This is a genomic window from Acinetobacter beijerinckii CIP 110307 (assembly GCF_000369005.1).
Lineage (GTDB): Bacteria > Pseudomonadota > Gammaproteobacteria > Pseudomonadales > Moraxellaceae > Acinetobacter > Acinetobacter beijerinckii.
The window spans coordinates 1,229,295-1,254,644 of record NZ_KB849765.1 but is presented as its reverse complement, the minus strand read 5'-3'; the positions used below and the strand labels follow the sequence as shown (position 1 = coordinate 1,254,644).

The 25,350-nt window shown below is 39.3% G+C and carries 28 protein-coding genes; 9 read left to right on the top strand and 19 right to left on the bottom strand.

What is annotated here, in order from left to right; genetic code table 11:
• Window positions 1-103 precede the first annotated feature (103 nt).
• Both F933_RS11475 and msrA read left to right on the top strand, forming a co-directional pair.
• Window positions 104-586: an META domain-containing protein gene (locus F933_RS11475; protein ID WP_005061310.1), complete on the top strand. Its 483-nt coding sequence runs from the start codon at window positions 104-106 to the stop codon at window positions 584-586.
• Between the two features lie 105 nt (window positions 587-691).
• Window positions 692-1,216: a peptide-methionine (S)-S-oxide reductase MsrA gene (msrA, locus tag F933_RS11470; RefSeq protein WP_005061308.1), complete on the top strand. Its 525-nt coding sequence runs from the start codon at window positions 692-694 to the stop codon at window positions 1,214-1,216.
• A 50-nt stretch (window positions 1,217-1,266) separates the two neighbouring features.
• Here the strand turns inward: msrA and F933_RS11465 are convergent, their stop codons facing one another.
• The 5 genes from F933_RS11465 to F933_RS11445 all read right to left on the bottom strand — a co-directional run bounded on the left by F933_RS11465 (window position 1,267) and on the right by F933_RS11445 (window position 4,988).
• Window positions 1,267-1,671, bottom strand: coding sequence for an ExbD/TolR family protein (locus tag F933_RS11465; protein ID WP_005051327.1), 405 nt, complete (start codon window positions 1,669-1,671; stop codon window positions 1,267-1,269).
• 1 nt (window position 1,672) lies between these two features.
• Window positions 1,673-2,293, bottom strand: coding sequence for a MotA/TolQ/ExbB proton channel family protein (locus F933_RS11460; protein ID WP_005061305.1), 621 nt, complete (start codon window positions 2,291-2,293; stop codon window positions 1,673-1,675).
• Window positions 2,294-2,335: 42 nt separating this feature from the next.
• Window positions 2,336-3,085 (bottom strand): energy transducer TonB, encoded by a 750-nt coding sequence (locus tag F933_RS11455; RefSeq protein WP_005061303.1) that lies wholly within the window; start codon window positions 3,083-3,085, stop codon window positions 2,336-2,338.
• 253 nt (window positions 3,086-3,338) lie between these two features.
• Complete coding sequence (gene purU / locus F933_RS11450; protein WP_005051319.1) at window positions 3,339-4,202, bottom strand: formyltetrahydrofolate deformylase; 864 nt, start codon at window positions 4,200-4,202, stop codon at window positions 3,339-3,341.
• 84 nt (window positions 4,203-4,286) lie between these two features.
• Window positions 4,287-4,988: a TetR/AcrR family transcriptional regulator gene (locus tag F933_RS11445; protein ID WP_005061299.1), complete on the bottom strand. Its 702-nt coding sequence runs from the start codon at window positions 4,986-4,988 to the stop codon at window positions 4,287-4,289.
• A 121-nt stretch (window positions 4,989-5,109) separates the two neighbouring features.
• Here F933_RS11445 and F933_RS11440 point away from each other — a divergent pair, with 121 nt between their 5' ends.
• From F933_RS11440 to F933_RS11425, 4 genes are all read left to right on the top strand, one after another.
• Window positions 5,110-6,564 carry a coniferyl aldehyde dehydrogenase gene (locus F933_RS11440; protein WP_005061298.1) on the top strand — a complete coding sequence of 485 codons (1,455 nt, stop codon included), beginning with the start codon at window positions 5,110-5,112 and terminating at the stop codon, window positions 6,562-6,564.
• Between the two features lie 168 nt (window positions 6,565-6,732).
• Window positions 6,733-6,969 (top strand): 50S ribosomal protein L28, encoded by a 237-nt coding sequence (gene rpmB / locus F933_RS11435; RefSeq protein ID WP_004649871.1) that lies wholly within the window; start codon window positions 6,733-6,735, stop codon window positions 6,967-6,969.
• A gap of 12 nt (window positions 6,970-6,981) precedes the next feature.
• Window positions 6,982-7,137 carry a 50S ribosomal protein L33 gene (gene rpmG / locus F933_RS11430; RefSeq protein ID WP_003654787.1) on the top strand — a complete coding sequence of 52 codons (156 nt, stop codon included), beginning with the start codon at window positions 6,982-6,984 and terminating at the stop codon, window positions 7,135-7,137.
• A gap of 222 nt (window positions 7,138-7,359) precedes the next feature.
• Window positions 7,360-9,075 (top strand): cation:proton antiporter, encoded by a 1,716-nt coding sequence (locus F933_RS11425; protein ID WP_005061297.1) that lies wholly within the window; start codon window positions 7,360-7,362, stop codon window positions 9,073-9,075.
• A 62-nt stretch (window positions 9,076-9,137) separates the two neighbouring features.
• Here F933_RS11425 and F933_RS11420 read toward each other — a convergent pair whose 3' ends face one another.
• The 11 genes from F933_RS11420 to F933_RS11370 all read right to left on the bottom strand — a co-directional run bounded on the left by F933_RS11420 (window position 9,138) and on the right by F933_RS11370 (window position 18,784).
• On the bottom strand, window positions 9,138-9,416 hold the full coding sequence (locus F933_RS11420) for a hypothetical protein (RefSeq protein ID WP_005051310.1): 279 nt from the start codon (window positions 9,414-9,416) through the stop codon (window positions 9,138-9,140).
• A 112-nt stretch (window positions 9,417-9,528) separates the two neighbouring features.
• Window positions 9,529-10,032, bottom strand: a complete 504-nt coding sequence (locus F933_RS11415; RefSeq protein ID WP_005061295.1) for a DUF6586 family protein — start codon at window positions 10,030-10,032, stop codon at window positions 9,529-9,531.
• 107 nt (window positions 10,033-10,139) lie between these two features.
• Window positions 10,140-10,769: a hypothetical protein gene (locus tag F933_RS16875; protein WP_005061292.1), complete on the bottom strand. Its 630-nt coding sequence runs from the start codon at window positions 10,767-10,769 to the stop codon at window positions 10,140-10,142.
• 14 nt (window positions 10,770-10,783) lie between these two features.
• On the bottom strand, window positions 10,784-11,137 hold the full coding sequence (locus tag F933_RS11405; protein WP_005061291.1) for an ASCH domain-containing protein: 354 nt from the start codon (window positions 11,135-11,137) through the stop codon (window positions 10,784-10,786).
• Between the two features lie 6 nt (window positions 11,138-11,143).
• Window positions 11,144-11,389, bottom strand: coding sequence for an RNA recognition motif domain-containing protein (locus tag F933_RS11400; RefSeq protein WP_005051299.1), 246 nt, complete (start codon window positions 11,387-11,389; stop codon window positions 11,144-11,146).
• 58 nt (window positions 11,390-11,447) lie between these two features.
• Window positions 11,448-13,427: an ATP-dependent helicase gene (locus F933_RS11395; protein WP_005061287.1), complete on the bottom strand. Its 1,980-nt coding sequence runs from the start codon at window positions 13,425-13,427 to the stop codon at window positions 11,448-11,450.
• A gap of 124 nt (window positions 13,428-13,551) precedes the next feature.
• Window positions 13,552-14,124, bottom strand: a complete 573-nt coding sequence (locus tag F933_RS11390) for an HdeD family acid-resistance protein (protein WP_005051294.1) — start codon at window positions 14,122-14,124, stop codon at window positions 13,552-13,554.
• A gap of 171 nt (window positions 14,125-14,295) precedes the next feature.
• Window positions 14,296-15,054 (bottom strand): hypothetical protein, encoded by a 759-nt coding sequence (locus tag F933_RS11385; protein WP_005061284.1) that lies wholly within the window; start codon window positions 15,052-15,054, stop codon window positions 14,296-14,298.
• A gap of 85 nt (window positions 15,055-15,139) precedes the next feature.
• Complete coding sequence (gene topA / locus F933_RS11380; RefSeq protein ID WP_005061282.1) at window positions 15,140-17,782, bottom strand: type I DNA topoisomerase; 2,643 nt, start codon at window positions 17,780-17,782, stop codon at window positions 15,140-15,142.
• Between the two features lie 33 nt (window positions 17,783-17,815).
• Window positions 17,816-18,265, bottom strand: coding sequence for a hypothetical protein (locus F933_RS11375; RefSeq protein ID WP_005061280.1), 450 nt, complete (start codon window positions 18,263-18,265; stop codon window positions 17,816-17,818).
• Window positions 18,266-18,421: 156 nt separating this feature from the next.
• Window positions 18,422-18,784 (bottom strand): winged helix-turn-helix transcriptional regulator, encoded by a 363-nt coding sequence (locus F933_RS11370; RefSeq protein ID WP_005061278.1) that lies wholly within the window; start codon window positions 18,782-18,784, stop codon window positions 18,422-18,424.
• Window positions 18,785-18,883: 99 nt separating this feature from the next.
• Between F933_RS11370 and F933_RS11365 the strand changes: the two genes are divergently transcribed.
• Window positions 18,884-19,894, top strand: a complete 1,011-nt coding sequence (locus F933_RS11365; protein ID WP_034710988.1) for a zinc-binding alcohol dehydrogenase family protein — start codon at window positions 18,884-18,886, stop codon at window positions 19,892-19,894.
• A 45-nt stretch (window positions 19,895-19,939) separates the two neighbouring features.
• Here the strand turns inward: F933_RS11365 and F933_RS11360 are convergent, their stop codons facing one another.
• Window positions 19,940-20,185 (bottom strand): SlyX family protein, encoded by a 246-nt coding sequence (locus tag F933_RS11360; protein WP_005061275.1) that lies wholly within the window; start codon window positions 20,183-20,185, stop codon window positions 19,940-19,942.
• Between the two features lie 32 nt (window positions 20,186-20,217).
• On the opposite strand from F933_RS11360, the gene F933_RS11355 reads away from it, so the two are divergent.
• Window positions 20,218-22,128 carry an ATP-binding cassette domain-containing protein gene (locus F933_RS11355; RefSeq protein ID WP_005051278.1) on the top strand — a complete coding sequence of 637 codons (1,911 nt, stop codon included), beginning with the start codon at window positions 20,218-20,220 and terminating at the stop codon, window positions 22,126-22,128.
• A 45-nt stretch (window positions 22,129-22,173) separates the two neighbouring features.
• Here the strand turns inward: F933_RS11355 and F933_RS11350 are convergent, their stop codons facing one another.
• Window positions 22,174-22,713: an O-acetyl-ADP-ribose deacetylase gene (locus F933_RS11350; RefSeq protein WP_005061270.1), complete on the bottom strand. Its 540-nt coding sequence runs from the start codon at window positions 22,711-22,713 to the stop codon at window positions 22,174-22,176.
• A 137-nt stretch (window positions 22,714-22,850) separates the two neighbouring features.
• Between F933_RS11350 and F933_RS11345 the strand changes: the two genes are divergently transcribed.
• Complete coding sequence (locus F933_RS11345; protein WP_005061268.1) at window positions 22,851-23,786, top strand: LpxL/LpxP family acyltransferase; 936 nt, start codon at window positions 22,851-22,853, stop codon at window positions 23,784-23,786.
• Between the two features lie 55 nt (window positions 23,787-23,841).
• On the opposite strand, the gene F933_RS11340 is transcribed toward F933_RS11345, so the two are convergent.
• On the bottom strand, window positions 23,842-25,350 hold a 1,509-nt coding region (locus F933_RS11340), incomplete at its 5' end, for a PT dipeptide repeat lipoprotein (RefSeq protein WP_005061266.1).

Below are 25,350 nucleotides of genomic sequence, written 5' to 3'. Positions count from 1 at the left end.
TTTAAAAATTCTTATATTTTTACAAGATAATACTGAATAAACCTTAACGCTTCACTAACTTTTGTTTTGATTAAAAAATAGAAAAAATAAGGAATGAATTAAGATGCCTATGTTAAAGCCCCTACTTGCCTCATGCATGATGATTGCATCAATTACTGCAACAAGTTGCGTAACCACACATTCATTTAATACATCGAATCCATCAACACATAAAAAAGATTTTGAATTAGAAAATCAGGTTTGGATCGCAACAAAAATTAATCATATCGGTATTGAAACAAATCCACTGACAGGTAAACGTCCAAGCATCGAATTTGATACAAAGAATAATCGCTTCTTTGCCAATGACGGTTGTAATCGCATACAAGGCAACTATGCACTCAAAGGAAATTACTTACGTTTAGACTCTATGACATCAACGGAAATAGCTTGTTTTAATCAAGAAATAAAATTGATAGCGAATCAATATAAGCAAGCATTGAACCATGTCGCGTCTTATCAAATTCATGGACAAGAGCTACGTTTACTAGATTCATCTGGAAAAATTTTGGTTCATTTTATTCGAGCTAATCAATCAAGAATGTAATCGCTATCTACAAAAAGTAAAAACTCATTATCAATGCAGGCTTTTACTTTTGAAGGACTTCGTTTACTTTATATGCATTGTTAAAATTAAAAATTGGGGAAATTAATGCAACAAGCACTATTGGGTGGTGGATGTTTTTGGTGTGTAGAAGCTGTTTTTTTACAACTGAAAGGCGTAGAAAAAGTAGTGAGTGGTTATGCGGGCGGTATCGTGCAAAATCCAAGTTACGAACAAGTTTGCCAAGGTACTACCCAACATGCAGAAGTAGTACTCATCGATTTTGATGAACAGCAAATCAACTATAGCCAACTGTTAAACGTATTTTTTACGACACATGATCCAACCACATTAAATCGTCAAGGCAATGACATTGGTACTCAATATCGTTCTGTCATTTACTATTTTAACGATGAGCAAAAGCAGCAAGCCGAACATGTTATTCAAACACTCGAGGAAGAAGGGTTAAATATTGTGACGGAACTCAGTCCTGTACCGACCTTTTATCCCGCTGAAGAATACCACCAAAACTTCTTTGCCCGTAATCCTTCACAAGGTTACTGCAATTTTAGTATCCCTCCTAAACTCTCTAAATTACGTGCCAAGTATCTAGACCTACTCAAAGACGAATAAGCATAAAAAAGCAACTCCATGAGTTGCTTTTTTCTTTATATTGGCTTGTCTTAGTTTTCACTCACAAACGCAATATCACTTAAACCTGCTTCACTGGCACGAGACATTACTTGTGCAACCGTATCGTATTTAGACTCTTTGTCAGCACGTAACTGCACTGTCGGTTTTGTTTCTGCCTGACCAGCTTCTTCAAAGCGCTTTTGCAGCTCATCTAAGCTAATAATTTGCGCATCCCAAGCCACTTCACCATTTTCATTAATACTAATGGTAATTGCCTTCGGTGGTGGATCTATAATTTCAGCTGTTGTTTTTGGTAAAGCTAATGGAATTGATGGGTTAGCAACCGTTGCTGTGACTAAAAAGATAATCATCAATACCAACATAATGTCGATCAGAGGAATGAGGTTCATCTCATTCATGCCACTATCGTGGTCTTCACCCAATTGAAAGCCCATTTTAAGCTTGACCTCCAACTAAACTTTGTTGAGTTGATTTAGTTTCTGTTTTTGCCGCTGTTTCTTGCTGCAACATGGTATCGATTAACAGGCTGTGCGCTTGATCTTGTAAATCATGTGCCAAACCACGATTGAATCGTACACAAATGTTATAAGCCATTACCGCTGGAATCGCGACTGCAAGACCCAAACCAGTCATGATCAAGGCTTCACCTACTGGTGTTGCAACCTGAGCTAAACCAGCCTGTCCGCTTTTACCGACAGCAACAAGCGCATGGAAAATTCCCCATACTGTACCGAACAAACCCACAAACGGTGCAAGTGAAGCAATTGTACCCAGTACTGATACACCTTTTTCTGCTTGAGATTTCTCAGCAGAGATTTGGCGAAGCAATGCTTGTTCAGCAACTGCTTTACGTTGTTCAAATGATAAAGGCTGTAACTTCGCTTTAAGTGTCGCCAAAGCTTGAACAAGTTGGCCATACGCCTGTTGCTTTAACTGGCGTGTACCTAAAATGCGCAGAATGAAAATAGTCCACGTCGCAATCGACATCGCTAAAAGGATGAAATACAGTGTTTTACTTACTGCATCTGCATGTTGCCAATAAACTGAAAAGTTCATATACGAACTCCTGATTTAATCTGTCACTAGGACGCAAATTTATTAAGGACTAAGATCAAACGGCTGCTCAGCTCGAATAGGATAAGCAACACCATTTTCCATATAAGGTTTAAACTTTGCACTTTTTACAGCACGTAATACTTTTTCATCTAAACTCGGTAAACCACTTGTGCGCGTAATGCGGACATTCGTAATTTTACCTTTTTCGTCAGCCTCGATTAAGACCATTACTGAACGTGTTTGGTTATCTAAATCTTTAGCTGTTACAGATAATTTTGGTGATCGACTCCACTGAACTCCTGCCCCCCCAATAGATACACGTTTTGGAGATGGATCTGCTGCTGGTTGAGGTTTAACCACTTCCTGAGCAGGTTGTGGTTTTTCAACCACTTTCTCAGTCACAGTCGTAACAACTTTGGTCTCAACTTTAGGCTCAATCTTTGGTTCAGTTTTTTGAAGTACAGGTTTTGCTGCTTCTTTTACCTGTTGAACCTTTTCAATCTTCTTCGGTGGAGGTAAAGGTTTTTCAACAACCTTAACTTCCTTCACTTCCTTTTTAGGTTCAGGCTTCGGCTGTTCTTTTGGTTTCGGTGGCTCAGGTTTAGGTGGTTCTTTAATTTTAACGAACTTCACCTTAAGCGGTTCTTTTTCGATTGGTCTTAACTCAATCGTTTTCATGTGGCTCACCGCCCACAAAACTCCCACATGTCCAATCACAACTGCAACGATGGCAGCGATGATTTTCTTTTTCATCGGGTTTGATGTATTTAATGTTGCAGGAGATGGACTCATAAGAATCTAAGTACCTAATAGATGGTGGCGCTTCTTAAAATAAAAAACGATCTCACTCATCGGATAGAACAATGAAAGTGCCGTAATAATAAATGAGAAGTGTTTTCATTTGCAACTATTTTTTTACAAACCGAAACTAAACCTTTGATTAGTTTAGTATAATTAATCAATCTCAAACAAAATGTTATAACATAACAATTGTCACATAAAAAAACATGCTGAAACAGCATGCTTTTTATATCTTAATTATGACTTAAAAAACCACCGTCTTGTTACCATCAACAATAATACGATCTTCTAAATGCCATTTGACCGCACGCGCCAATACATTACGTTCAACGTCTTCGCCTAACTCACGTAATTGTTCTACGTTATAATCATGACTCACACGCTCAACATCCTGCTCAATAATTGGACCTTGATCCAAATCAGCAGTCACATAATGCGCTGTTGCTCCGATCAATTTCACCCCTTTCTCATACGCTTGCTTATATGGATTTGCGCCCACAAAAGCAGGTAAGAATGAATGATGAATATTGATAATTTTCATTTCCCATTGAGAAACAAAGTCTTCACTCAAAATCTGCATATATCGCGCTAAGATCAATAAATCATTGCCTTGCATCATGTCATTAATTTGAGCATAGGCTTCGACTTTATTGTCTTTATTGACTGGCACCACATGGAATGGAATACCAAAATTCTCTACTGCTTCGCGCAAGTCAGGATGGTTTGAAACAACCTGTGTAATTTCACACGGTAGAGAACCACGGGCATGACGCCACAACAGTTCTAACAATGCATGGTCAACTTTAGAAACTAAAATACCAACTTTCTTTAATTCACCAACAAAAGTAAGTTTCCATTGCATTTCATAACGTTCAGCAACATTTGCAGCAAATGTCTGCATGAGTGCATCTTTACGAGAATGCAAATGATCCAACTCGAACTCAACACGCATAAAATAACGTCCGCCTTGAGCTTCTGTTGCGTATTGATCAAGTGCGGTAATGTTTGCTCCCTGATGATACAAAAAGCTCGATACAGCTTGCACAATCCCCGGCTTGTCTTCACAAGTAATGAGTAATCGTGCTGTATGGGCAGTAGTCGTGTTCATGTGGTTAGTATCACTTATTCGAATCAAATTAAAATCAAGCGGAGCATTCTAGCGCTTTTTTGCCAATGACTAAATAGCTACACGCTACTCGCCGTCATCATTTTTCAGATTGGATAAGCTCGCAAATAAGTCTGATGGACCCAAAGACTTCAACAATTGCTCATAAGTTTGGCGACTTTCACCCATTAAATATGGTCCTTCTAAAAACACCATTTGTCGTAATGCTTGCCAAACCCACTTTTCTTCGAGGCGATTATTATCGCTAATATGACCCGACATATATAAGAAGTTGGTCCAGTTCGTGAGAACGATCCACAAGTTAATAATCAAAGCTTCAATTTCAGAATCGGTCATTTTCATCAAGCCAGCATCGACGAAAGCGCGATAAATTCGCTGCCCCTGCTGCATGACTTGCCCAGCAAAACGTGGATAAATCTTTCTAAAGTCCTCATTATTTTCAACAAGATGATAAACATCACGATGAATAAATCGGTATGCCCATAACTGATTACTTAACACTTGAAAGTAGCTAATTTTATCATTGGCATTCAATGGACGATCTGTTGGTAATGACAACATTTCCAAGGTTTCAGCCTGATATTGCTGAGCCAACTCTTTAATGATTTCTTGTTTATTCCGAAAATGATAATACAAATTGCCAGGACTGATGCCTAACTCAGCCGCAATGTGATTTGTTGTGACCGAACGCTCACCACGCTCATTAAACAATTGCAAACTGATTTGCAAAATTCGATCTTTTGTTTTGTTCGGTTTAGCGTTCGACATTGATATTAACCATCTATAACATTATCAATAGGTTATAAAACAAACCTATAAAGCGACTTGACACTTTAGAGTATTTACTCTAAAAATTAAAAAATAATAAGTTTTCTTTTGGTCAACTCCTATGAACAGTCAAACAAAAACAACCGCTATGACACCTCATGTTGATGTGCAACGGCTACATGATTTGCTTGAGCAGCAAAAAGCAGCTTACCAACGCCATCCTGTACCAAGCGCAAAAGAACGTATTGAACGCTTAGCTCGACTTAAAAGTATCTTGGTAAAATATCAAGATCAATTTGCTAACGCAATTAGTCAAGATTATGGCAACCGCGCCATCATGGAAACCAAAATAGGTGAAGTTCTTACTTGTTTAGAGCATATTAAATACTATAGCAAGAACTTAACTGAATGGATGAAACCATCTAAACGCCATATCAGCATGTTACACCAACCAGCAAAAGGCTGGGTAGAATATCAACCTCTAGGTGTAATCGGTATTATTGCGCCATGGAACTATCCACTTTTATTATCTTTAGGTCCATTGATTTGTGCATTGGCGGCAGGCAACCATGCCATGATTAAAATCTCAAGTGCCTCTTCACATTTTGGTTATGTACTTGAAAATGCCCTTGCAGAAGCATTCCCACAAGAATTGGTTGCTGTAGTTAACGGTGGGGGAAGAATTTCAGATGCATTCAGTCATCTTGCATTTGATAAAATGATTTTCACTGGCTCAACGTCTGTTGGTAAGACGGTCATGGCTGCTGCAGCTGAGAATTTAGTGCCCGTAATTTTAGAATTAGGCGGTAAATCTCCTGCCCTTGTTCATTCAAGCATGAATATTCGCGATGTTGCACAACGTATTGCGGTAGGAAAGCTATGGAATGCAGGTCAAACTTGTGTTGCACCAGATTATATGTTCTTACCTAAAGGTAAAACTGCTGAGTTCACGAAGCACTACAATGATTTCGTCAACACAATGTATCCGACTTTACGTGATAACAAAGACTTCACCTCTATTGTAAACGATAAACAATACAATCGTTTACAGGGTTATTTAGAGGATGCACGTAACCAAGGTGCAAATATCGTTGAGTTAAACTCAAAAAATGAATCTTTAACTGAAGCTCGTAAAATTGCACCAACCTTATTAACAGGTGTAACGACTGAAATGGACATCATGAAGAATGAAATTTTTGGTCCAATTCTTCCAGTTTTAGAATACGATCATATTGATGATGCACTTAAATTCATTAATGATCGTCCACGCCCACTGGCATTTTATTATTTTGATGTGGATAGTGCTCGTGCTGATTACATCGCTAGTCGTACCCACTCAGGTCATTTCGGGATCAATCAAGTATTGACGCATGTTGCTCAAGACGACCTTCCATTTGGTGGTATTGGCGCATCTGGTATGGGTAAATATCACGGTAAGGAAGGTTTCTTTAGCTTCTCTCATGAACGTTCTATGATGTCTAACCCAGTCAGCCCTAAACTGTATAGTTTAAAATTCATTCTTCCACCGTATAACAAACCAGCACATAAACTGCTTTTGAAAACACTATTTCGTTAAGATGATCAAGGCATGAGCTATCACACTCGCTCATGCCCTGTTTTTACCAAATTCGCTTGTCTTTTAATCGTATTTTTGGTATAAAACGCCCCTTGAATGATTTCATCCGTTTACTTGAATGGCTAGTTGCACGAAACAGTGCTATATAAACTAGCAATGGAGTTCACCATGTCTAAGGTTTGCCAAGTTACCGGCAAGCGTCCAATCGTTGGTAACAACGTATCGCACGCAAACAACAAAACCAAACGCCGGTTCGAGCCGAACCTGCACCACCACCGTTTTTGGTTAGAAAGCGAAAAGCGTTTTGTACGTCTTCGTTTAACCACTAAAGGTATGCGTATTATTGATAAATTGGGTATCGAGAAAGTTGTTGCTGATCTCCGTGCTCAAGGTCAAAAGATCTAAGGAGTCTGAACAATGCGTGATAAAATCCGCCTCGTTTCTACAGCTGGTACAGGTTATTTCTATACCACTACTAAGAACAAACGTACTATGCCGGAAAAAATGGAAATCAAAAAATTTGATCCAAAAATCCGTCAACACGTAATCTTCAAAGAAGCTAAAATTAAATAATTTTAGTTCTCTTAAAAAAAACGGTTTCTTCTGAAACCGTTTTTTTATGTCTAAAATTTGGATACTCAAATACAGCCTAAAAGATTTACATGATTTTTTTTGATAATTAAAAAAATTGTCATCAACAAATTCGATTTTACTTGTTACAATTTATTCGAAGTTTTCTTGGCATGTTTTATGCTCATTTATTTGTACCTTAACCGCAATGATTAAGGAGTTTCAATGCCACATGATGTTGATTTAATTATTTTGCTTGCTGTTGGTTTTGGTATGGCACTTATTTTTGGCTATATCGCAGCACGCTTACGCTTACCTCCTTTAATTGGTTATTTAGTTGCTGGCATTATCATTAGCCCAAATACGCCCGGAGTCGTGGGAGATATCCAGCTTGCAAATCAGCTTGCCGAACTTGGAGTAATGTTTTTAATGTTCGGCGTAGGGATGCATTTCTCCTTAAATGATTTACTCCAAGTCCGACGCATTGCCTTACCCGGTGCCATCTTACAAATTGCGGTTGCAACCGTCTTAGGTATTGGCGTTTCCATGTTTTGGGGATGGAGCTTTGGCTCAGCACTGATTTTTGGTTTAAGCCTCTCCTGCGCAAGTACAGTGGTATTACTCAAAGCATTAGGTGATCGAGGTTTACTCGACTCTGTGAATGGTAAAATTGCAGTTGGCTGGCTATTGGTTGAAGATCTCGTCATGGTCTTAGCTTTGGTGTTATTGCCTGCTATTGCTGTTTTGCTTGGTGGACATGCTTTGCCAGGTACTGATCCGTCTCAAAGCATTTGGGCTACCATTGGAATCACACTCCTTAAAGTCACTGGCTTTATTGCATTTATGCTCATTATCGGCAAGCGACTTGTACCCATTATCATGCAATTCGTCGCTCGTTTAGGCTCTCGCGAGTTATTTACCCTCACCGTGGTTGCCGCAGCCGTTTCGATTGCCTATGGTTCATACGCTGTATTTGGCGTATCAATGGCACTGGGTGCTTTCTTTGCGGGTATGGTGGTTAAAGAATCTGACTTTAGTCATCGTGCTGAAGAAGAAACCCTACCTTTGCGTGAAATCTTTGCCATCCTTTTCTTTGTCTCTGTGGGCATGCTTTTCGATCCTCGAATTTTAGTTGAAGAGCCTTTGCGTATTTTAGCTGTGGTTGCCATTATTATGGTCGGTAAAACTTTAGCCGCAATGGCATTGGTTTTATTCTTCCGCTATCCACTCAATACAGCTTTAACTGTAGGCGCAAGTTTGGCGCAAATTGGTGAATTCTCCTTTATTTTAGCCACATTGGGCTTATCTCTAGGATTGCTTACAGCTGATGCACAGAACTTAATTCTTGCTGGGGCATTATTTTCTATCACGCTCAACTCATTTATTTTCTCTGCAATTGAACCTGTGCAACGTTGGATTCGTGCACGTTCGCATTTAGCTCGTATGTTGGAACGTAGCGCTGATCCCTTGGCCATGCTTCCAGATGAGGTTGATCAGGCTTACCTTAGAGATCAAGTGGTGATTATTGGTTATGGTGGTGTGGGACGTCGAATTACTGAAAATTTAATTCAACAAAATATCAAGGTCGTGATTGCTGAAGAAAACCGTGAGATCGTTGAAAAATTACGCGAGCAAGGGATTGCGGCAGTGAGTGGTGAAGCAACCGAACCCAATGTTTTGATTCAAGCGCATATCCAGCATGCACGTTTACTAGTCATTTCACCGATGGATATTTTAGATATTCATCGAATCGTCGATATTTCCAAACAACTTAACCCAGAAATACAAGTATTGGTCTGCGCTGAAAGCAAAGAAGAAGCTGCTGTTATTCGTAATGAGAATATCGGTGAAGTTTTCTATGCGAAAGAGGAAATGGCTAAAAATATGAGTCATCATATTCTCAATCAAATTGAATTAGCACATCAGTCTATGGCACATTAAAATGCCCATAGAATAAAAAAAGCGTAATTTAATATACGCTTTTTTTATTTAACTATTCGGATCTAACTAAAATATTGTGGTTGTTCATCGACAACTTCAGCTTGTTGCTGATTCATCTGTTTTTCTAACAAACCAAATAATGCTGCCTGAATCATATGTTGAGCAACTGTTGGCGTTTGATCACCTAAGATCTTTTTAACGTCTTCACTAAATTGAATTTTGACCAAAGGCTCTTCTTCAGAACCTGCGTTACGTAACGCAAGCTCACCACCTTCGAGCTGAACTAACTCAAGAATTGCTTCCTGACTACCAAATAACTCTTTTAACTGTTGCATTGACATACAATTACTCCATGTTTCAACATGGTGGCAAAGCACCCTTGTACTTTGCAATCTCACGTCTTATTTATATAAGTGCTGTTTGCCTATATTTCAAGTCTATGCTTTATTCACCTTAAAACTCAACCATCTCGTTACGAAAACCATCAATTAGATGACTCAATTCACGATGCCATTCACGAAGAATCTTTGCATCTGGCAACCAAGCTTGAGGGCTTTGTGTCACTTTGATAATTAAATTAGAAGAAGTTTCACTTTCAGGTTCAGGTGATGTCGGTTCAGGTGCATATTGGCACATACGGTATGCACGTTTTAACTCAGCAATAAAACCATCTTTGGCAAGTTGCTGCAATACAGTGACCTCTGGTGAAACCTGTCCTTTGTCCGCCATATGCGCTTCAATTGACTTAAAGGTGGGTTGCAAATCATTTAAACGATAGTAACGCACTAATTCTTGTAAGAAGGCTAAAATCGCACCATGTAGGTGAAATACCGCAGATTCACGATGAGCCTGCGCTTGTTGAATATGTTCGGTTTGCTCTGCTTGTTGACATGCGAGTCGAGCGAAATATAGTTTTTGATTAGTACGATCGGCATGGTAACGAGCAACACGGGACATAACAAACTCCTTTCAGTAAAGCCTTTGCTTCGGTCTATTCAATCTTGAATACAACTTAATGCATTGTAAAAGTAATTGTTGAGTTTGAATATGCAAATTTATTGACATTACAGTTCTTTAATAATTTGATTACGTAATTTCTCAACTTGTTTTACATCTTCTCCCACTACCATTGCATAGACAAAAGACTGCTGACCTAGATCAACACATTTCACCGCAGCACGATTATTTTGAGAATTACCATAAACATAATATTGATTCTTCACAATCTTTGAGAAACCCAGTTTCTGTAATGCAGCATATCCTTTTTGAGCACAATCTCCAACGGTGAGTTTTAATCGCTTATGGTCTGACCAAAGCTGTGGAGGAGAATCAAGAGATGAATTGAGCTGATCTACCTGCTGAGCTTTTGCCATAATTTTAATATGATTTGGGCTTACGACCTGATAGCGCATATCTAACTTATTTAGTCCCACTTCTAAAAATTGTAGAAAATTAGAGTCTTTTAGACGAATCGGAGCTGTTTTATTTTTATCAACATTTGCATCAAAACTAAAATTGATACCAAACTGATGTTGAATCAAATGGGTCATGGTTGATACAGAAGCATCTTCAAAATTAAATTTGGATACCTTTTGCTCTTGTAGTCTTTTTCTCATTTCTGCCCGATATTCAGGCATTGCAAAGCTATTCTGGAACATAAATAAAAATAATAAACCAATCACAAATCTATTCATATTTTTGCCTTTTTTTATAATTTAATTTTATAGAGTTTCCTTTTTGCTACAACATCAATAGGCTTCTTAAAAGGACGGACATTTGAAATAACCCATGCAAAATATCCTGCTGCCCAGTAAGAGGCACATGCTGCACCTACTTCATCAGATTGCCATAAATGTGTAGATTCAATATCAACCAATGCTATAGCACGCCCCATTTCTTCATCTCCCTCATTCAAAAGGAAGTTTTGATTTTGGACAATCACTACATCTTTAAGTGGTAATTTTTCAGGCTGCCATGAGCGAACTTCCAAGGTTTTAAGACCTTGCACAATTCGCTCAGCATTTGGAGCAACAATAGATAAAGCGGTATATTGCCTGAGCATCTAAAGTTAAGCTTTATCTTCCGCTATTTTTACTTTAATGCCATAACCTTTTAGTTTTAAAGTATTTAAACCTTTCACAGCTTTAATCGCTTCACGAGGATTTGGCATTTCTACAAAACCAAAACCTTTCGATTTACCCGTCTCAGCGTCTTTAACCACCACGCAAGACTCTACTTTGCCATATGCTTTAAATAAGTCGAGGATTTCTGCGTCTGTCACCAAACGATCTAAATTGCGAACTAAAATTTTCATGCTAAAACCTAAAGATGATTCACCACGAGATGAATCAAAAGAAATGAATCGTTCTAGTTTAATCGAAATCTATGCCAAAACCTAAATTGATTGTATTGGGTCTAACGCGATTCGCTTGACCATATGCACGAGGAATCTCACGATGAATGTGTGTATCCACTAAATGTTGAGGTAAATCATTCAGAAAGTAGCTTTCTATCTTTCTACCCAACTCATCATATTGGTCTTGTGACCATAAATTTAAATTTTGTTTGGTTAAAATCAACTCATTTTCAGCACGTGTTAATGCCACATATAGCACACGGCGCTCCTCTTCCACATCGTCAAAATCGCCTTGAGCCCGTGCATGTGGATATTGGTTTGGAGACACATGCGGAACATAACAGACTTTTTGCTCTGCGCCTTTTGCAGAATGAATTGTAATTAAAGTGACTAAGTCTTGATCAGGTGTTTTATCAATTTCTGAAATTGATATGGGATCAAGTACGTATTCTTCTAAAAATTCTCCAAGCGCATGATGCTTGCGTGCTAACTGTTTCACGAGGTCAAAATCTTTGACTCGGCGCGACCAATCTTTGCTTTTGTAATTATTTTCTAATTGTTCATTCAACGCATCCAAAGCCAAACCGATACAAGCTTCAACATGCTGCTGTAATACATCCAATTGCATTAAGATCAAAATGGCTTGCTGTGGCACTTTGCCATGTCGCTCTAATCGCTGACAACGCGCTTCAATATCAGGGAGTTGAATCAGTTCTTGCGCTAATTTACTTGCACCCACATCACCCACGCCATCCCACAACGTCAGAAAACGCATCCAAGCTAAATCATCCTGTGGATTAACACTGACTCGAAGTAAACTCAAAACATCTTTCACATGCGCCGATTCAAGTAATTTCACCCCACCAATAAATCGATATGGAATATTCGCCGCAATTAAAGCCCCTTCTAAATAACGACCACTAAAACCCGAACGTAACAGAACCATATGCTCTGCCCAAGCAGCACCTTGGGTATGCCGTTGATTCAGATCTTGCACAATCCAATTGGCTTCTTCAAATTCATTGCTGAGGATGTGCAACTGTGGTTTTAAGCCATGTCCTCGATAAGCTCGCAAATGTTTATCATATTCAATCTGACTTTGTTCGAGTAACCAATTGGATAAATCTAAAATGCCTTGGGTTGAACGATAATTCATTTCCAGTGTCAGCACTTCAACATCTGGAACACGCTCTTTAAAATGGTGAATGTTTTCAAAGTCAGCACCACGAAAACCATAAATAGATTGTGCATCATCCCCTACACAGAATAATTTTACCTTACCCACCAAGGGCTGTAATAATGCCCATTGCAGTGGGTTGGTATCTTGCATCTCATCAACCAATAATGCTGAACAAAACCCTGTCACCCATTTCACTAACTCTAATGAATTTTGTAAATGCACTGCCACGATGGAGAGAATGTCATCATAATCAAGAAAATTACGTTCTTGTTTACGTTGTTCATAAGCCTTCATGAGTTCAACAATTGGGGCCTTATGTTCAATAGCTTGCGGTAATTGCTTAATCAAAGCATCAGATAATTTGGTTTTAGTATTGCGGGCATAAGAATATAAATCACACAGCTCAGCCGCTTTGGGTAAAACATTGCCTTTATCTTTACCTCGTAATAAACGAAACATCAGTAATTGATCATCTCGGTCAATAATACTGAATTGAGTCAAGCCAAAAGCACGTGGATTACGACGCAATAAATACATACAAAAGGTATGAAATGTTGAAGCACGTAAACCTTTTGCTTGTGCCCCCATGTGTTGTTCTACACGAGTAATAATTTCACTAGCTGCACGACGAGTAAAGGTTAAAATTTGGATTTGTTGTGCTGGCAAACCTTGATCAATTAAATATGCTGCTCTTGCCACGATGGTCTTAGTTTTTCCACACCCAGCCCCTGCTAAAACTAAACAGTTCTGCGCAACTGTAGTGGCGGCTTGTTTTTGTTGAGGGTTGAGTTCATCAATTAGCTTGGCAAGCGTCATAAAATTGGTCAATAAGAAATGAAGCGCTATTTTAGCAGACTAAAACTGCATCGCGGTTTTCAACTACAAAAACAAAAAGAGCATGTATCAACATGCTCTTAAATTTCGAATAATTATCATTGAATTAAAGCGTCGTTGAACTATGTGGAAGCTGTTTAATTGCGTTAGCAAAAGTTAAGTAGTTAATCCCTTGGAATAAAATATCAATTGCAAGGAACATACCGAGCACCCAAAATGGTGAATCCGATGATGATAAAATCAAAATACCAGTTAAAAGTGTTAATACGCCTGAAAAGAGTATCCATCCCCAACCGGAAATGGGTCTCAAAATAAAGGCATTCACCGTACGAATGATCCCCGCAATAATCAACGCAATTGCCAGTAAATTAGTCAAAACGACGGCTGTAATAACTGGTGTGGTGAAAGCAAAATATCCTGCTGCAATATACAAAATGCCGAATATTGCCCATAACCAACGCGTGCCGCCTTTAAATACCACAAATGCTGCAATAAAATGTAAAATTCCACCTAGCATCATCAGTACACCAAATAGCAGAACTGCGGAAAGTGTTGCGAAAGGTAGTGCTGCTAAAAGAACCAAACCAAAAACAACCAATAATGTACCCAATAACAGATACCATTTACGATCTGCGTGTAGTTGATTGCGAATCAGATCGTTACCCACTGTTTTCATCATTATTTACTCTTTTATCATCAATGTTATAGCTTTATTTTGAGCTTGTTTTACTGACGATATTGTATAAAGGATGTTGATAAATAATGACGAAATGTCAGAAAAGCACAGTTTTGATTACACTCATTTTTGTTTAGTTTTTCATTTATGGATAAGTCGAAACTTATCCACAATTTATTTAATCCAGCCAATTTCCTGCGCGGTTAGCACACTAACAACGGTTTGCTCTAAATCATTTGGCATTTTACTTTTATGTTCTGATAAAGGAATTCTACCACCCATAATTTCAGCCTCAGTTTGCGGATATAAAGGCTGTTTATCGTATTGAGCATAACCGATTGGAAAAATAGGTTCTCCAGTGTTTAGATTATATTTATCGGTTGCACCAAATCCATGAAGCAATTCATGCACTAAGACCACATTGTTTTGATCCGCTTGTTTCAGTGAAGCAAATAAATTAACTGAGCCAATTCGCCCTCGCTCCAATGCCGTTGAATGCTTTAACTCTCGCGTTTGTTTTGGATCATAAAAGTTTAAATATAGGGTTAAACTCGGTGAACCATCGATAGACTCATGCTGTTTCCACGCATAGTAGCGAAATTTAAGGCTCCACAAAATGTTATTTAAAATACTAGGTTGTTCTGACATTTTTGGTGGTGTTTCAGATAACTCACGCCCAACCTGAACCATAAAGTAACTACTTTGCCCACGATATTGCTGACTATTTTTTTCTAAATAATGTTTTACTTCCGCAAAATCATCCAACTGTAGTTGTTGAATATATTTTTCAGTGGTCGGAAGTCCATCAGCATTAATTGGGTGTAGCAAAATATTAATCGGTTGGTTCCAATCCTGATTTTGATCGCGATAAGCATTCACAGCGACTATCAACAATACAATCAATAAACATGCAACTCGAATATTTTTCCACATGCATCTCACCCCAATAAATCTTCTATTCTTATTTTATTCGTTTAATAAAAAATGCTAGCGAGTTGCTAGCATTTTAATTTTATCACTATTTGGCTTCAACCCATTTTCCATTTTGGAAAACAAGACTCCACTTGGTTTGCTTACCTTCTGCTGTTTCAGAACCTACATATTGCTCTTGGTTCTTGCGGCTAAATTTCACGACAGTTGGATTACCTTCAGGATCGACATCAGGTGCTTGTAGTAAAAATTGATATTTAGCATCGAGTTGATCTGCAACACTACGTAGCTCTGCCACTTTTGGTGCTCGTGTCTCACGAATTTTCGGGAATTTACTTGCAGCCAAGAACAGACCAGCAGCGCCATCACGCAACACAAAGAAATCATCATGCTTGGTTGAACGCAAATGTTCCATTTTGATTGGGTCTACACGCGGTGGAGCAGGTTGACCACTCTTGAGAACCTTACGAGTATTATCACAGCTTGAACAAGCGAAATACGGACCAAAACGACCTGTTTTTAGCTGCATTTCACCATCACATTTATCACATGGAATGGTCGGGCCATCATAGCCCTTGATTTTAAATTCGCCTTCTTCAAGTTCGTAGCCATCACAATCTGGATTATTACCACAAACATGTAATTTACGACCACCATCAACCACATAACTATCCATTGCTGTACCACATTTTGGACAGCGATGTTTTGACATGAGATCGGCAGTTTCAGCACCATCATCATCCGATAATGCAGCCAATGATTCGACAGGTGTAAGATTTAAAGTACCTTTACAACGCTCTTTCGGTGGCAAATTATAACCAGAGCATCCTAAGAACACCCCTGTAGTTCCTGTACGAACTTGCATAGGACGCGAGCATTCAGGACAAGCCACATCAGCCACTTCAACAGGTTGATTACGGCGCATACCGTCTTCACCTTGTGCATTGGTCAAACGCTTTTTAAAGTCGCCATAGAATGTATCTAATAGGTCTTTCCAATTACGTTCGCCTGTTGCAACCTTATCAAGTTGTCCTTCTAAATCAGCCGTAAATGCATAATTCATCAGGTTATTGAAGCTTTCATCTAGACGATCTGTAACAATTTCACCCATCTTCTCAGCGAATAAACGGCGATTTTCAAGCTTAACGTAGCCACGATCTTGAATCGTTGAAATAATCGCAGCATATGTCGATGGACGACCAATGCCTTTTTTCTCTAATTCTTTAACTAAAGATGCTTCAGTAAAACGCGCAGGCGGCTTGGTAAAATGTTGGCTCGGATCAAGCTTTTCTAATTTCAGTACTTCACCAACTTTTACAGCAGGAAGTAAGACATCATCATCCGATTTATTTGCGCCACGAACCTTTGTAAAACCATCAAATACCAGTGTACGACCTTTCGCTTTCAACTCTACATTGGCGGCTTCAACCGTTAAAGTTGAAGATAAATATTCAGCTGGTGTCATTTGACAAGCCACAAATTGACGCCAAATCAGATCATATAAACGCTGTGCATCACGTTCTACGCCTGCAAGCTTATCGCCAGTTAATACAACATCAGATGGACGAATGGCCTCATGCGCTTCTTGCGCACCCGCTTTATTGCCATAACGATTTGGTTTAGCTGGAACGTATTTCTCGCCAAAATTTTGTTGAATGTGGTTACGTACCATACTTACAGCGTCATCACTCAAAAAGGTTGAGTCAGTACGCATATAGGTAATAAAACCACCTTCATATAAACGTTGCGCCAACATCATGGTTTTCTTGACTGAGAAACCTAAACGCGTACTCGCCGCTTGTTGTAAGGTTGAAGTGATATAAGGGGCGCTCGGATTAACTTTGGTTGGTTTATCTTCACGCAAAGCCACTTTATATTCAGCATCTTTTAATACACTGAGTAAGGCATCAGTTTCGGCTTTATTTTTAAGCTTAAGTGTTTTACCTGCTTGCTTAACCGCTTCTAAGCGAATGTCTTCTTTCTTTGAAATGGTATCTGCAAAAACTTGCCAGTATTCTTCTGGAATAAAAGCACGGATCTCGCGTTCACGCTCAACTACTAATTTAACAGCAACAGACTGAACTCGCCCTGCAGATAAACCACGTGCAATTTTTTCCCATAGTAAGGGTGACACCATAAAGCCCACAACACGGTCAAGAAAACGACGTGCTTGTTGAGCATTGACACGATTAATATCTAAACGAGTAGGTTGTTTAAATGCTTCTTGAATAGCATTTTTAGTAATTTCGTTGAATACCACACGATGATAACGGCTATCATCACCACCAATGACTTCTCTTAAATGCCACGCGATCGCTTCCCCTTCTCTATCCAAATCCGTTGCGAGATAGATAGCATCAGCATCTTTGGCAAGTTTTTTCAGTTCAGCGACGACATGTTCTTTACCTGGAAGCACTTCATAATGCGCAATCCAGTCATGTTCAGGATCAACACCCATACGATTAATGAGTGCAGTTTGAGCTTTCTCAGCTTTCTGTTCTTCTGTAAGTTTAGCGCGTGTTACAGGCTTTTTTTCAGTAGACTTTGCCCCACCGCCTGTTGGTAGATCACGTACATGACCCACCGACGACTTCACCACAAATTGTGACCCTAGATATTTATTAATTGTTTTCGCTTTTGCAGGCGACTCCACAATCACTAAGGCACGTTTCGTTGCAGCAGAGGCTGGTGCTGCTGTGCTTTTTGAAGCAGAGCGTGGAGTATTCGCCATAATAAATCGTTTTTCCTATGATCAATCAAATAATTAGCGTTGTGCTAGTTCGTGTAAATACGTTTTCATTGCGTCAAGTTGGGTGGCACGGAGATCGGTTTCTTCATCCCAATACACTCCCACACAGTTTGCCTGCATATCAATAGCATAAACTCCTTTTAATGCAATGGGTAAGTCATTAAATTTCTGATCACCTTGCACAACTTGAAGTTTGCCATCAACAACTTTTGCCCGCATCAATGCTAAACGAGCATCAGGAATAAGCACGCTATAATAAGCCACCATACTGGCGCGCTTTTCAGATGCCATCGGAATATTGGTCCATTCAGGTGCGACAATCAAACGCGGGTGCAATCCCATTTTGCGTGCTTGATCGCGCATCATTCCCAATGCTTTTTCTCTTGGGCTAACACGTAAGCCAAAAATTGAACCAAGTACAAACAGTACAATGGCAACAGTTATCCAAATTCCAACATTACTCATAAAGTAGCCCAAAACTTCCTTTTATTAGCGTTACATAAGTTGAATCAAAAACGCAAGTTACAACATGAAAATAATACTGAAATCATTTTTCAGTGTTAAAAGACCCATTTTGAAAAATAAAAACCTTTTATTGAGGTATGCAAAACGATTTAAACTTTATTGGGTTAACGATAATTTACCAAATTGATCTAAATGAGCATCTCCCCAAGTTTTTAAAGCAATTAATATCTGCTCTAGACTATGACCCAATTCTGTCAAACTATATTCAACTTTTGGCGGTACCTGAGGATAAACCTCACGGTGAATGATGCCATCTTGCTCTAATTCGCGCAGCTGATTGGTTAACATTCTCTGGGTAATGCTTGGAACACGTTTCCTAATTTCATTAAATCTTAAAGTCCCTTCGTTCAATAGATGCCATAAAATCACCGTTTTCCATTTACCATCTATTAAGCTAATCGCCGCTTCAACTGAACAACCAGGAGAACAATCAAAACTCGAATGTCGAATTTTTGCCATTTTACAGTATCCTTTTTGACACTATGAGCGTTATTTGTCTGTAGTCACAAAATATAAGCCTACGCTATGCTCAAACTCCTATCAAGCGGAACAAAGATGATGAAAGCTGTAGCGTATCAACAAGCAAATACAATAACTTCAAAGCAGGCACTGATCGATATTGAAATCCAGTCCCCTATTGTACAGGGATATGATCTATTGGTTCGAGTTCAAGCAATTTCTGTAAATCCAGTTGACACCAAAATTCGTAAGCATGTAAGTGTGGAACATGATCAATGGAAAGTCTTAGGTTGGGATGCTGTTGGTATTGTAGAGGCTATCGGGGAAAATGTTTGCAATTTTAAGGTAGGTGATGAGGTTTGGTATGCAGGTGCGCTAAATCGGCAAGGAAGTAATAGTGAGTTGCAATTGGTTGATGAGCGTATCGTGGGGCATAAACCTCAATCTTTAAACGCTGAACAAGCCGCCGCGTTACCATTAACAGCCATTACCGCTTGGGAAATGCTCTTTGATCGCTTACAAGTTCCCAAAGTAGCCGCAGAAAATACAACTATTTTAGTCATTGGTGGTGCTGGGGGTGTAGGCTCAATTACGATTCAACTTCTTAAGCAATTGACCAACTTAAAGATTATCAGCACCGCTTCTCGTTCCGAAACAAAAACTTGGGTTGAGCAACTGGGTGCAGATTATGTCCTCGATCATCGCCAACCTTTAGCTAAACAAATCAAACAATTGAATTTAAATGCACCCAAATATGTATTTTCAACAACACAAACAGATCAACATCTTGCAGATATTGCTGAATTGATCGCACCTCAAGGGCATTTTGGTTTAATTGATGACCCAGAACAGCTTGATATTAAACTCTTTAAATCAAAATCGGTTTCAGTTCATTGGGAGTTTATGTTCACACGTTCAATGTTTCAAACTATGGATATGATCAAACAAAGCGAACTATTGAATCAGGTGGCTCAGTTAGTTGATGATGGACAAATTAAAACCACGGTTAACCAAGTTTTATCACCCATAAATGCTGAAAACTTAATAACAGCACATCAACAAATTGAAAGTGGTTCAACCAAAGGGAAAATCGTTCTACATGGTTTCTAGACCACCAAAAATGAGTTCCATGGTAAGTCTTACACTTACCATGGCTTAATAATGCGGTGGTTTGTTGCTGATTGGATCAAACGGCGCAATGCCTTCTGACAAATCTGAAGATTCAACGCGTTGGTATAAAAGCTGCATTTGTTTCTTTAAAATAGCGATTTCTTGAGTCTGAATTGCGAGCTGTTCATTTAATTGTTCAACTAAATCGTCTAAAAATGCAATTCGGACTTGCAAATCTTCAATGGGTGCGGACAATGGCGCGTGATCACCAAAATTTTGTTGTTTAGTCATTTCAGACCTCATCTGAGCTTTTAGGAAACATTATGGCCTATATTACTTTAAGGGATGTCCATCTCGCATTTGGCGGACCAGCCCTACTCGACGGCGCGAACTTTAACCTAGAACGTGGCGAACGAGTCTGTTTAATCGGTCGTAATGGTGAAGGTAAGTCTACTTTACTTAAACTGATTGAGGGAAGCTTATTGCCTGATACAGGTGAAGTTTCAATTCAAAATGGTTTAACTGTTTCAATGTTAGCCCAAGATGTACCAATGGACTCAGGCAAAGTAGCTGATATCGTGGCAGATGGCGCAGGTGAAGCGGCAGCTGTACTTAAAGCGTACCACGAGGCAAGTGATGCTTGTGTGTTGGGTGATATGGAAGCCTGTGATCATATGGGAATGTTACAACACAAGCTTGATCAGCTTGATGGTTGGGCATTAGAAAACAAAGTAAATTCGATTCTCAGTAAAATGGGACTTGATCCAAATGCCGATCTTGCAGATTTATCGGGTGGTCGTAAACGTCGCGTGTTATTGGCGCGTGCCTTACTGACTCAACCAGATGTGCTATTACTCGATGAGCCGACGAACCATTTAGATGTTGAAAGTATTGAATGGCTAGAGAAATTCCTGCTTGATCAGAATAATCTAACCTTATTATTTATCTCACATGACCGTTCATTTGTGGATAGCATTGCAACCCGTATTGTTGAACTAGATCGCGGGATTTTACGTAGCTATGAAGGTAACTATTCACGTTACTTAGATCTTAAAGCACAGCAAATGGAAGCAGAAGAAAAACAAAATGCTTTATTTGATAAAAAATTAGCTGAAGAAGAAGCATGGATTCGTCAAGGCATCAAGGCTCGTCGTACACGTAATGAAGGTCGTGTTCGTGCACTAAAAGATTTACGTGAGCAATCGAAAGCTCGCCGCTCACAACAAGGTAAAGTGAGCATGGCGACCCAAGATGCCAATCGTTCAGGTAAATTGGTATTCGAGATTGAGCATTTAAGTGTCACCTTTGGCGATAATGCTCCGATTATCAAAGATTTCTCAGCACTGGTTCTTCGTGGAGATCGTATCGGTTTAGTGGGCGATAATGGTGTCGGTAAAACCACACTGATTAAAGCTATTTTGGGTGAAATTGAACACGCAGGTTCAGTTAAAACAGGTACTCAATTAGAAGTTGCTTATTTTGATCAGTTACGTAACGCCTTAGACCTTGAAAAAACAGTGATGGCAAACGTTTCTGAAGGTTCTGACTTTGTTGATGTAAATGGTAACCGTCGTCATATCTATAGTTATTTACAAGACTTTTTATTCTCACCAGAGCGTGCACGTACACCAGTGAAAGCGCTTTCGGGTGGTGAGAGAAACCGTATCTTATTGGCAAAACTGTTATTGAAACCATCGAACTTAATCGTGATGGATGAGCCTACCAATGACTTAGATATGGTGACACTTGAGTTACTTGAAGAGATGTTATCTGAGTATAAAGGCACTTTGTTATTGATCTCGCATGACCGCGCCTTTATGGATAACGTCGTGACTTCAACGTGGGTTTTTGACGGCAAAGGCAATATTGATGAATACGTTGGTGGTTATCAAGATTATTTAGAACAACGCCCAGATGACAAAGTTGTCGATCAAAAAAGTGATGTTAAGAAAGCGCAAGCCAAAGCAGAAGCGGCCGCCGCTGCTGCATCAGCGCCTAAAAAAGTCAAACTCAGTTATAAAGACCAACGTGAGTTAGAACAACTCCCTGCTGAAATGGAAAAACTTGAAAAAGAACAAGCAGAACTTTCAGCGAAGCTTGCTGATGGCTCTTGGTTTGTTTCTGACGCGAATGCAGCGACTTTAGCGAGTCAACGCCTTGCAGAGATTGAAGAATCTCTACTTGAAAAGTTGGAACGTTGGGACATCTTAGAAAACATGTCTAAGGGTAACTAAAACAGACCAAAGTGACTATCTCTTCGGGGTATAGTCACTTAGTTTTTAAAGCTGATTATTTAAAGAAAAATCAGTTTTAAGCAATTGGTAAAGATTAAAATTTTCATCATCAAAACAGACAAAAACCACCTCCTGTACGAATTGACTTTGAATGAGTTCTTCATGAATTATTTTCAGTGCAATTTGGGCAGCGAGCTGTTTAGGAAAACGATAAATTCCTGTTGAAATATTCGGAAAAGCCATAGATTTCAGTTCCAAACTTTCGGCAAGTCTAAAGCTATTCCGATAAGCATTTTCCAACAATTTCTCTTCATTGTTTTGACCACCTATCCAAGTGGGTCCAACAGTATGAATAACGTATTGTGCAGGAAGCTTTCCAGCCGTAGTAATAACCGCCTCACCTATCGCACAGCCACCTTGTTTGGCACGAATTTTCTGACAATCCGCCAAAATCTCCGCACCACCTCGACGATGAATTGCTCCATCTACACCGCCACCACCTAACAATGAAGTATTCGCAGCATTCACGATTGCATCAACCTCTATTTGAGTGATATCACCTTTTTCAATAATTATTTTTTTCAATTTTTAGTCTATACTTTTTCTTTTAAACACGTACTTTACAATAGAATAAATGGAATCTGATGTTACAAGTGAGAATTAAAAACACACTTCGTGATACACTTCTCAAAAATTCAACTTAATTCACATTTCTAAGATCTATGAGCCAACATCAGTCTTATATTCCTGGCGAATTTCGATGGGAATTTTTATTACCTAAATACTGGAAAATCTGGATTGCCATTACATTTTTAATGTTATTGGCAATACTGCCTTGGGCAATTCAATGGCGCATTGCTCATGGCTTAGCCGCTGTATGTTGGCATTTGCTGAAATCACGTCGTAAAACCACGCTCAGAAACTTAGAAGTTTGTTTTCCAGAATGGTCGCCCGCTGAAGTCGAAGCTCAAGCAAGACAAGTATTTGTTGATATGATGATTGGCATGTTTGAAACCTTGAATGCGTGGTACTGCCCAAAATGGTTCAAAGATCGTCATCATATCGAAGGTTTAGAACATCTTAGAAATGCACAAGCACAAGGCAAAGGCGTTTTATTTTTAGGTACACATAGCACCTTACTTGATGCAGGTGGTTATCTTTGCGCGCAATATTTTCAACTCGGTGTGGTCTATCGTCCACAGAATAATCCGATGTTGGATATGTTGATTTATCGTTGTCGGGCAACGATTTATAATCATCAAATTGATCACGATAATATGCGTGGTTTGATTCGACAGCTCAAAGATGGTGAAGCAATTTGGTATAGCCCAGATCAAGATTTTGGTTTAAAGCAAGGCGTCATGGCACCATTTTTTGGTGTTCCTGCTGCAACGGTAACAGCGCATCGTCGTTTACTTAAAATGACGAAAGCAGTTGCAATTCCTATGTATTTTTACCGCTATGGTGATATTCGTAATCCACAATACAAAGTTTTGCTCGAACCCGTTGTTGATAATTTGCCGAGTGAAGATGAACTTGCAGATGCAGTAAGAGTGAATCAAATTATTGAAAATCAACTGCGTATCGCACCGACGCAATGGATGTGGTTTCATCGGCGTTTTAAAACTCGTGCCGAAGGTTATGACCGTATTTATTAAAACCTGAAATAAAAAAATCTGTGCACTGAGGCACAGATTTTTTTTAAGTGAATCATTATGGTAAAGCGCGATTCACAAAAATTGTTTTCATGTTATTTCCAAAGGTAATACTTTCAGCCAATACAGAACGCCCATCGAGTAAATGCCATCCTAAAAGTCCTTGGTGGGTTAAACGTTCATCCATCAAAGCCGTGCTATCGCCACTATCAATAATGCTATCATCAAAAACTTTATACTGAACAGAAGCAGCTAAGTTAGCTTGAGTGCTGTCTTTTTCAAACACAAAACCAACTTGTCCATTTGGTAACTCTAATTCAAAACGGTAGATGAAGCCCTGTGCTTTTTGAGCATCTAAAATAGCCTGAACTTCATTTGCTTTTGCATTTGATGCTGAAGCAATCCAACGATATTCATATGTTCCGTTGTGCGCACTGCTATTACTACAAGCAAATGCGAACTGCGAACCGTAGATATACTCTGCAAAGAAAATACGGCAACCTTGACTACCTAATTGATTAGCTGCTGCTTCCCAAGTCGCCTTATCTTTCACCGTAGTTTGAGCAACCTCTTTGGTTAAGATGCTATATATCGCAGTATCGCCAACACGTTTTTCGAAAATATTGTTGTAAACGGATGGCTTACTGTCAGCAAGACGTACAATTGCTTGTTGCTTATAAATAAAGCCTAAACTTGCCTGCTGCGTTAATTGCGTTTTCCATAGTGCATATCGTGCTGCGGCTGTTGCACCTGCACCATCCAAAACTTTGTATTGATATTTAACTGCACTCGCTGAGTTGTCTTTTACATATAAATTACGATCGTCTCGCGCATCAATGTATAACTCAAAAGATGCTGTCTCCGATGTGGTCCGCGTATCAAAGTTCGCGTGATTTAGACGATAACCTGCATTTGATTGTGTATCTAATTGCGTTTGTAATTTCTGTAAACTTGGTTGAACATCAGCTAATAAAGCTTTAGCTGATGAAACTACTGTTGTTGGCGCTTTTCTTTGGAATCGCTGAATGCTCGACTTTTTCCAACACACACCCTGCGTCGCATTTAAGTTTATAGATTGAACATATTGATCAATTTCACTGCCCACCGGATTTGGTTTATTTTCTAATAAACAAAAAGTATTGGCATCTCTAAACGCAAGTACACCCGCAACACTTTGAGAACCGCTACGACTTTTAACCATAACGGTATGATATTTGGTTTTATTCGCAGTAATCGCATTACCAATATTTTCAAGCACTAAGCCACTGGTTGGACCTCCATCTAATTTTAGATCGCCTTTAACAGAGCCTGCGCATTGCGGTTCAGTGTATTGCTCACTATCTATAACAAAATCAAGCGTATTACTTTGAGTCTGATAATTTTCAACCACCAATCGAAATGCACCTAATGATGAGTTATTACAGTAAGTTGATTCCCATGTGCCAGCAAAAGCTTGGGCAGGCGTAGGTGTTGGAGTCGGAGTCGGAGTCGGAGTCGGAGTCGGAGTCGGAGTCGGAGTCGGAGTCGGAGTCGGAGTCGGAGTCGGAGTCGGAGTCGGAGTCGGAGT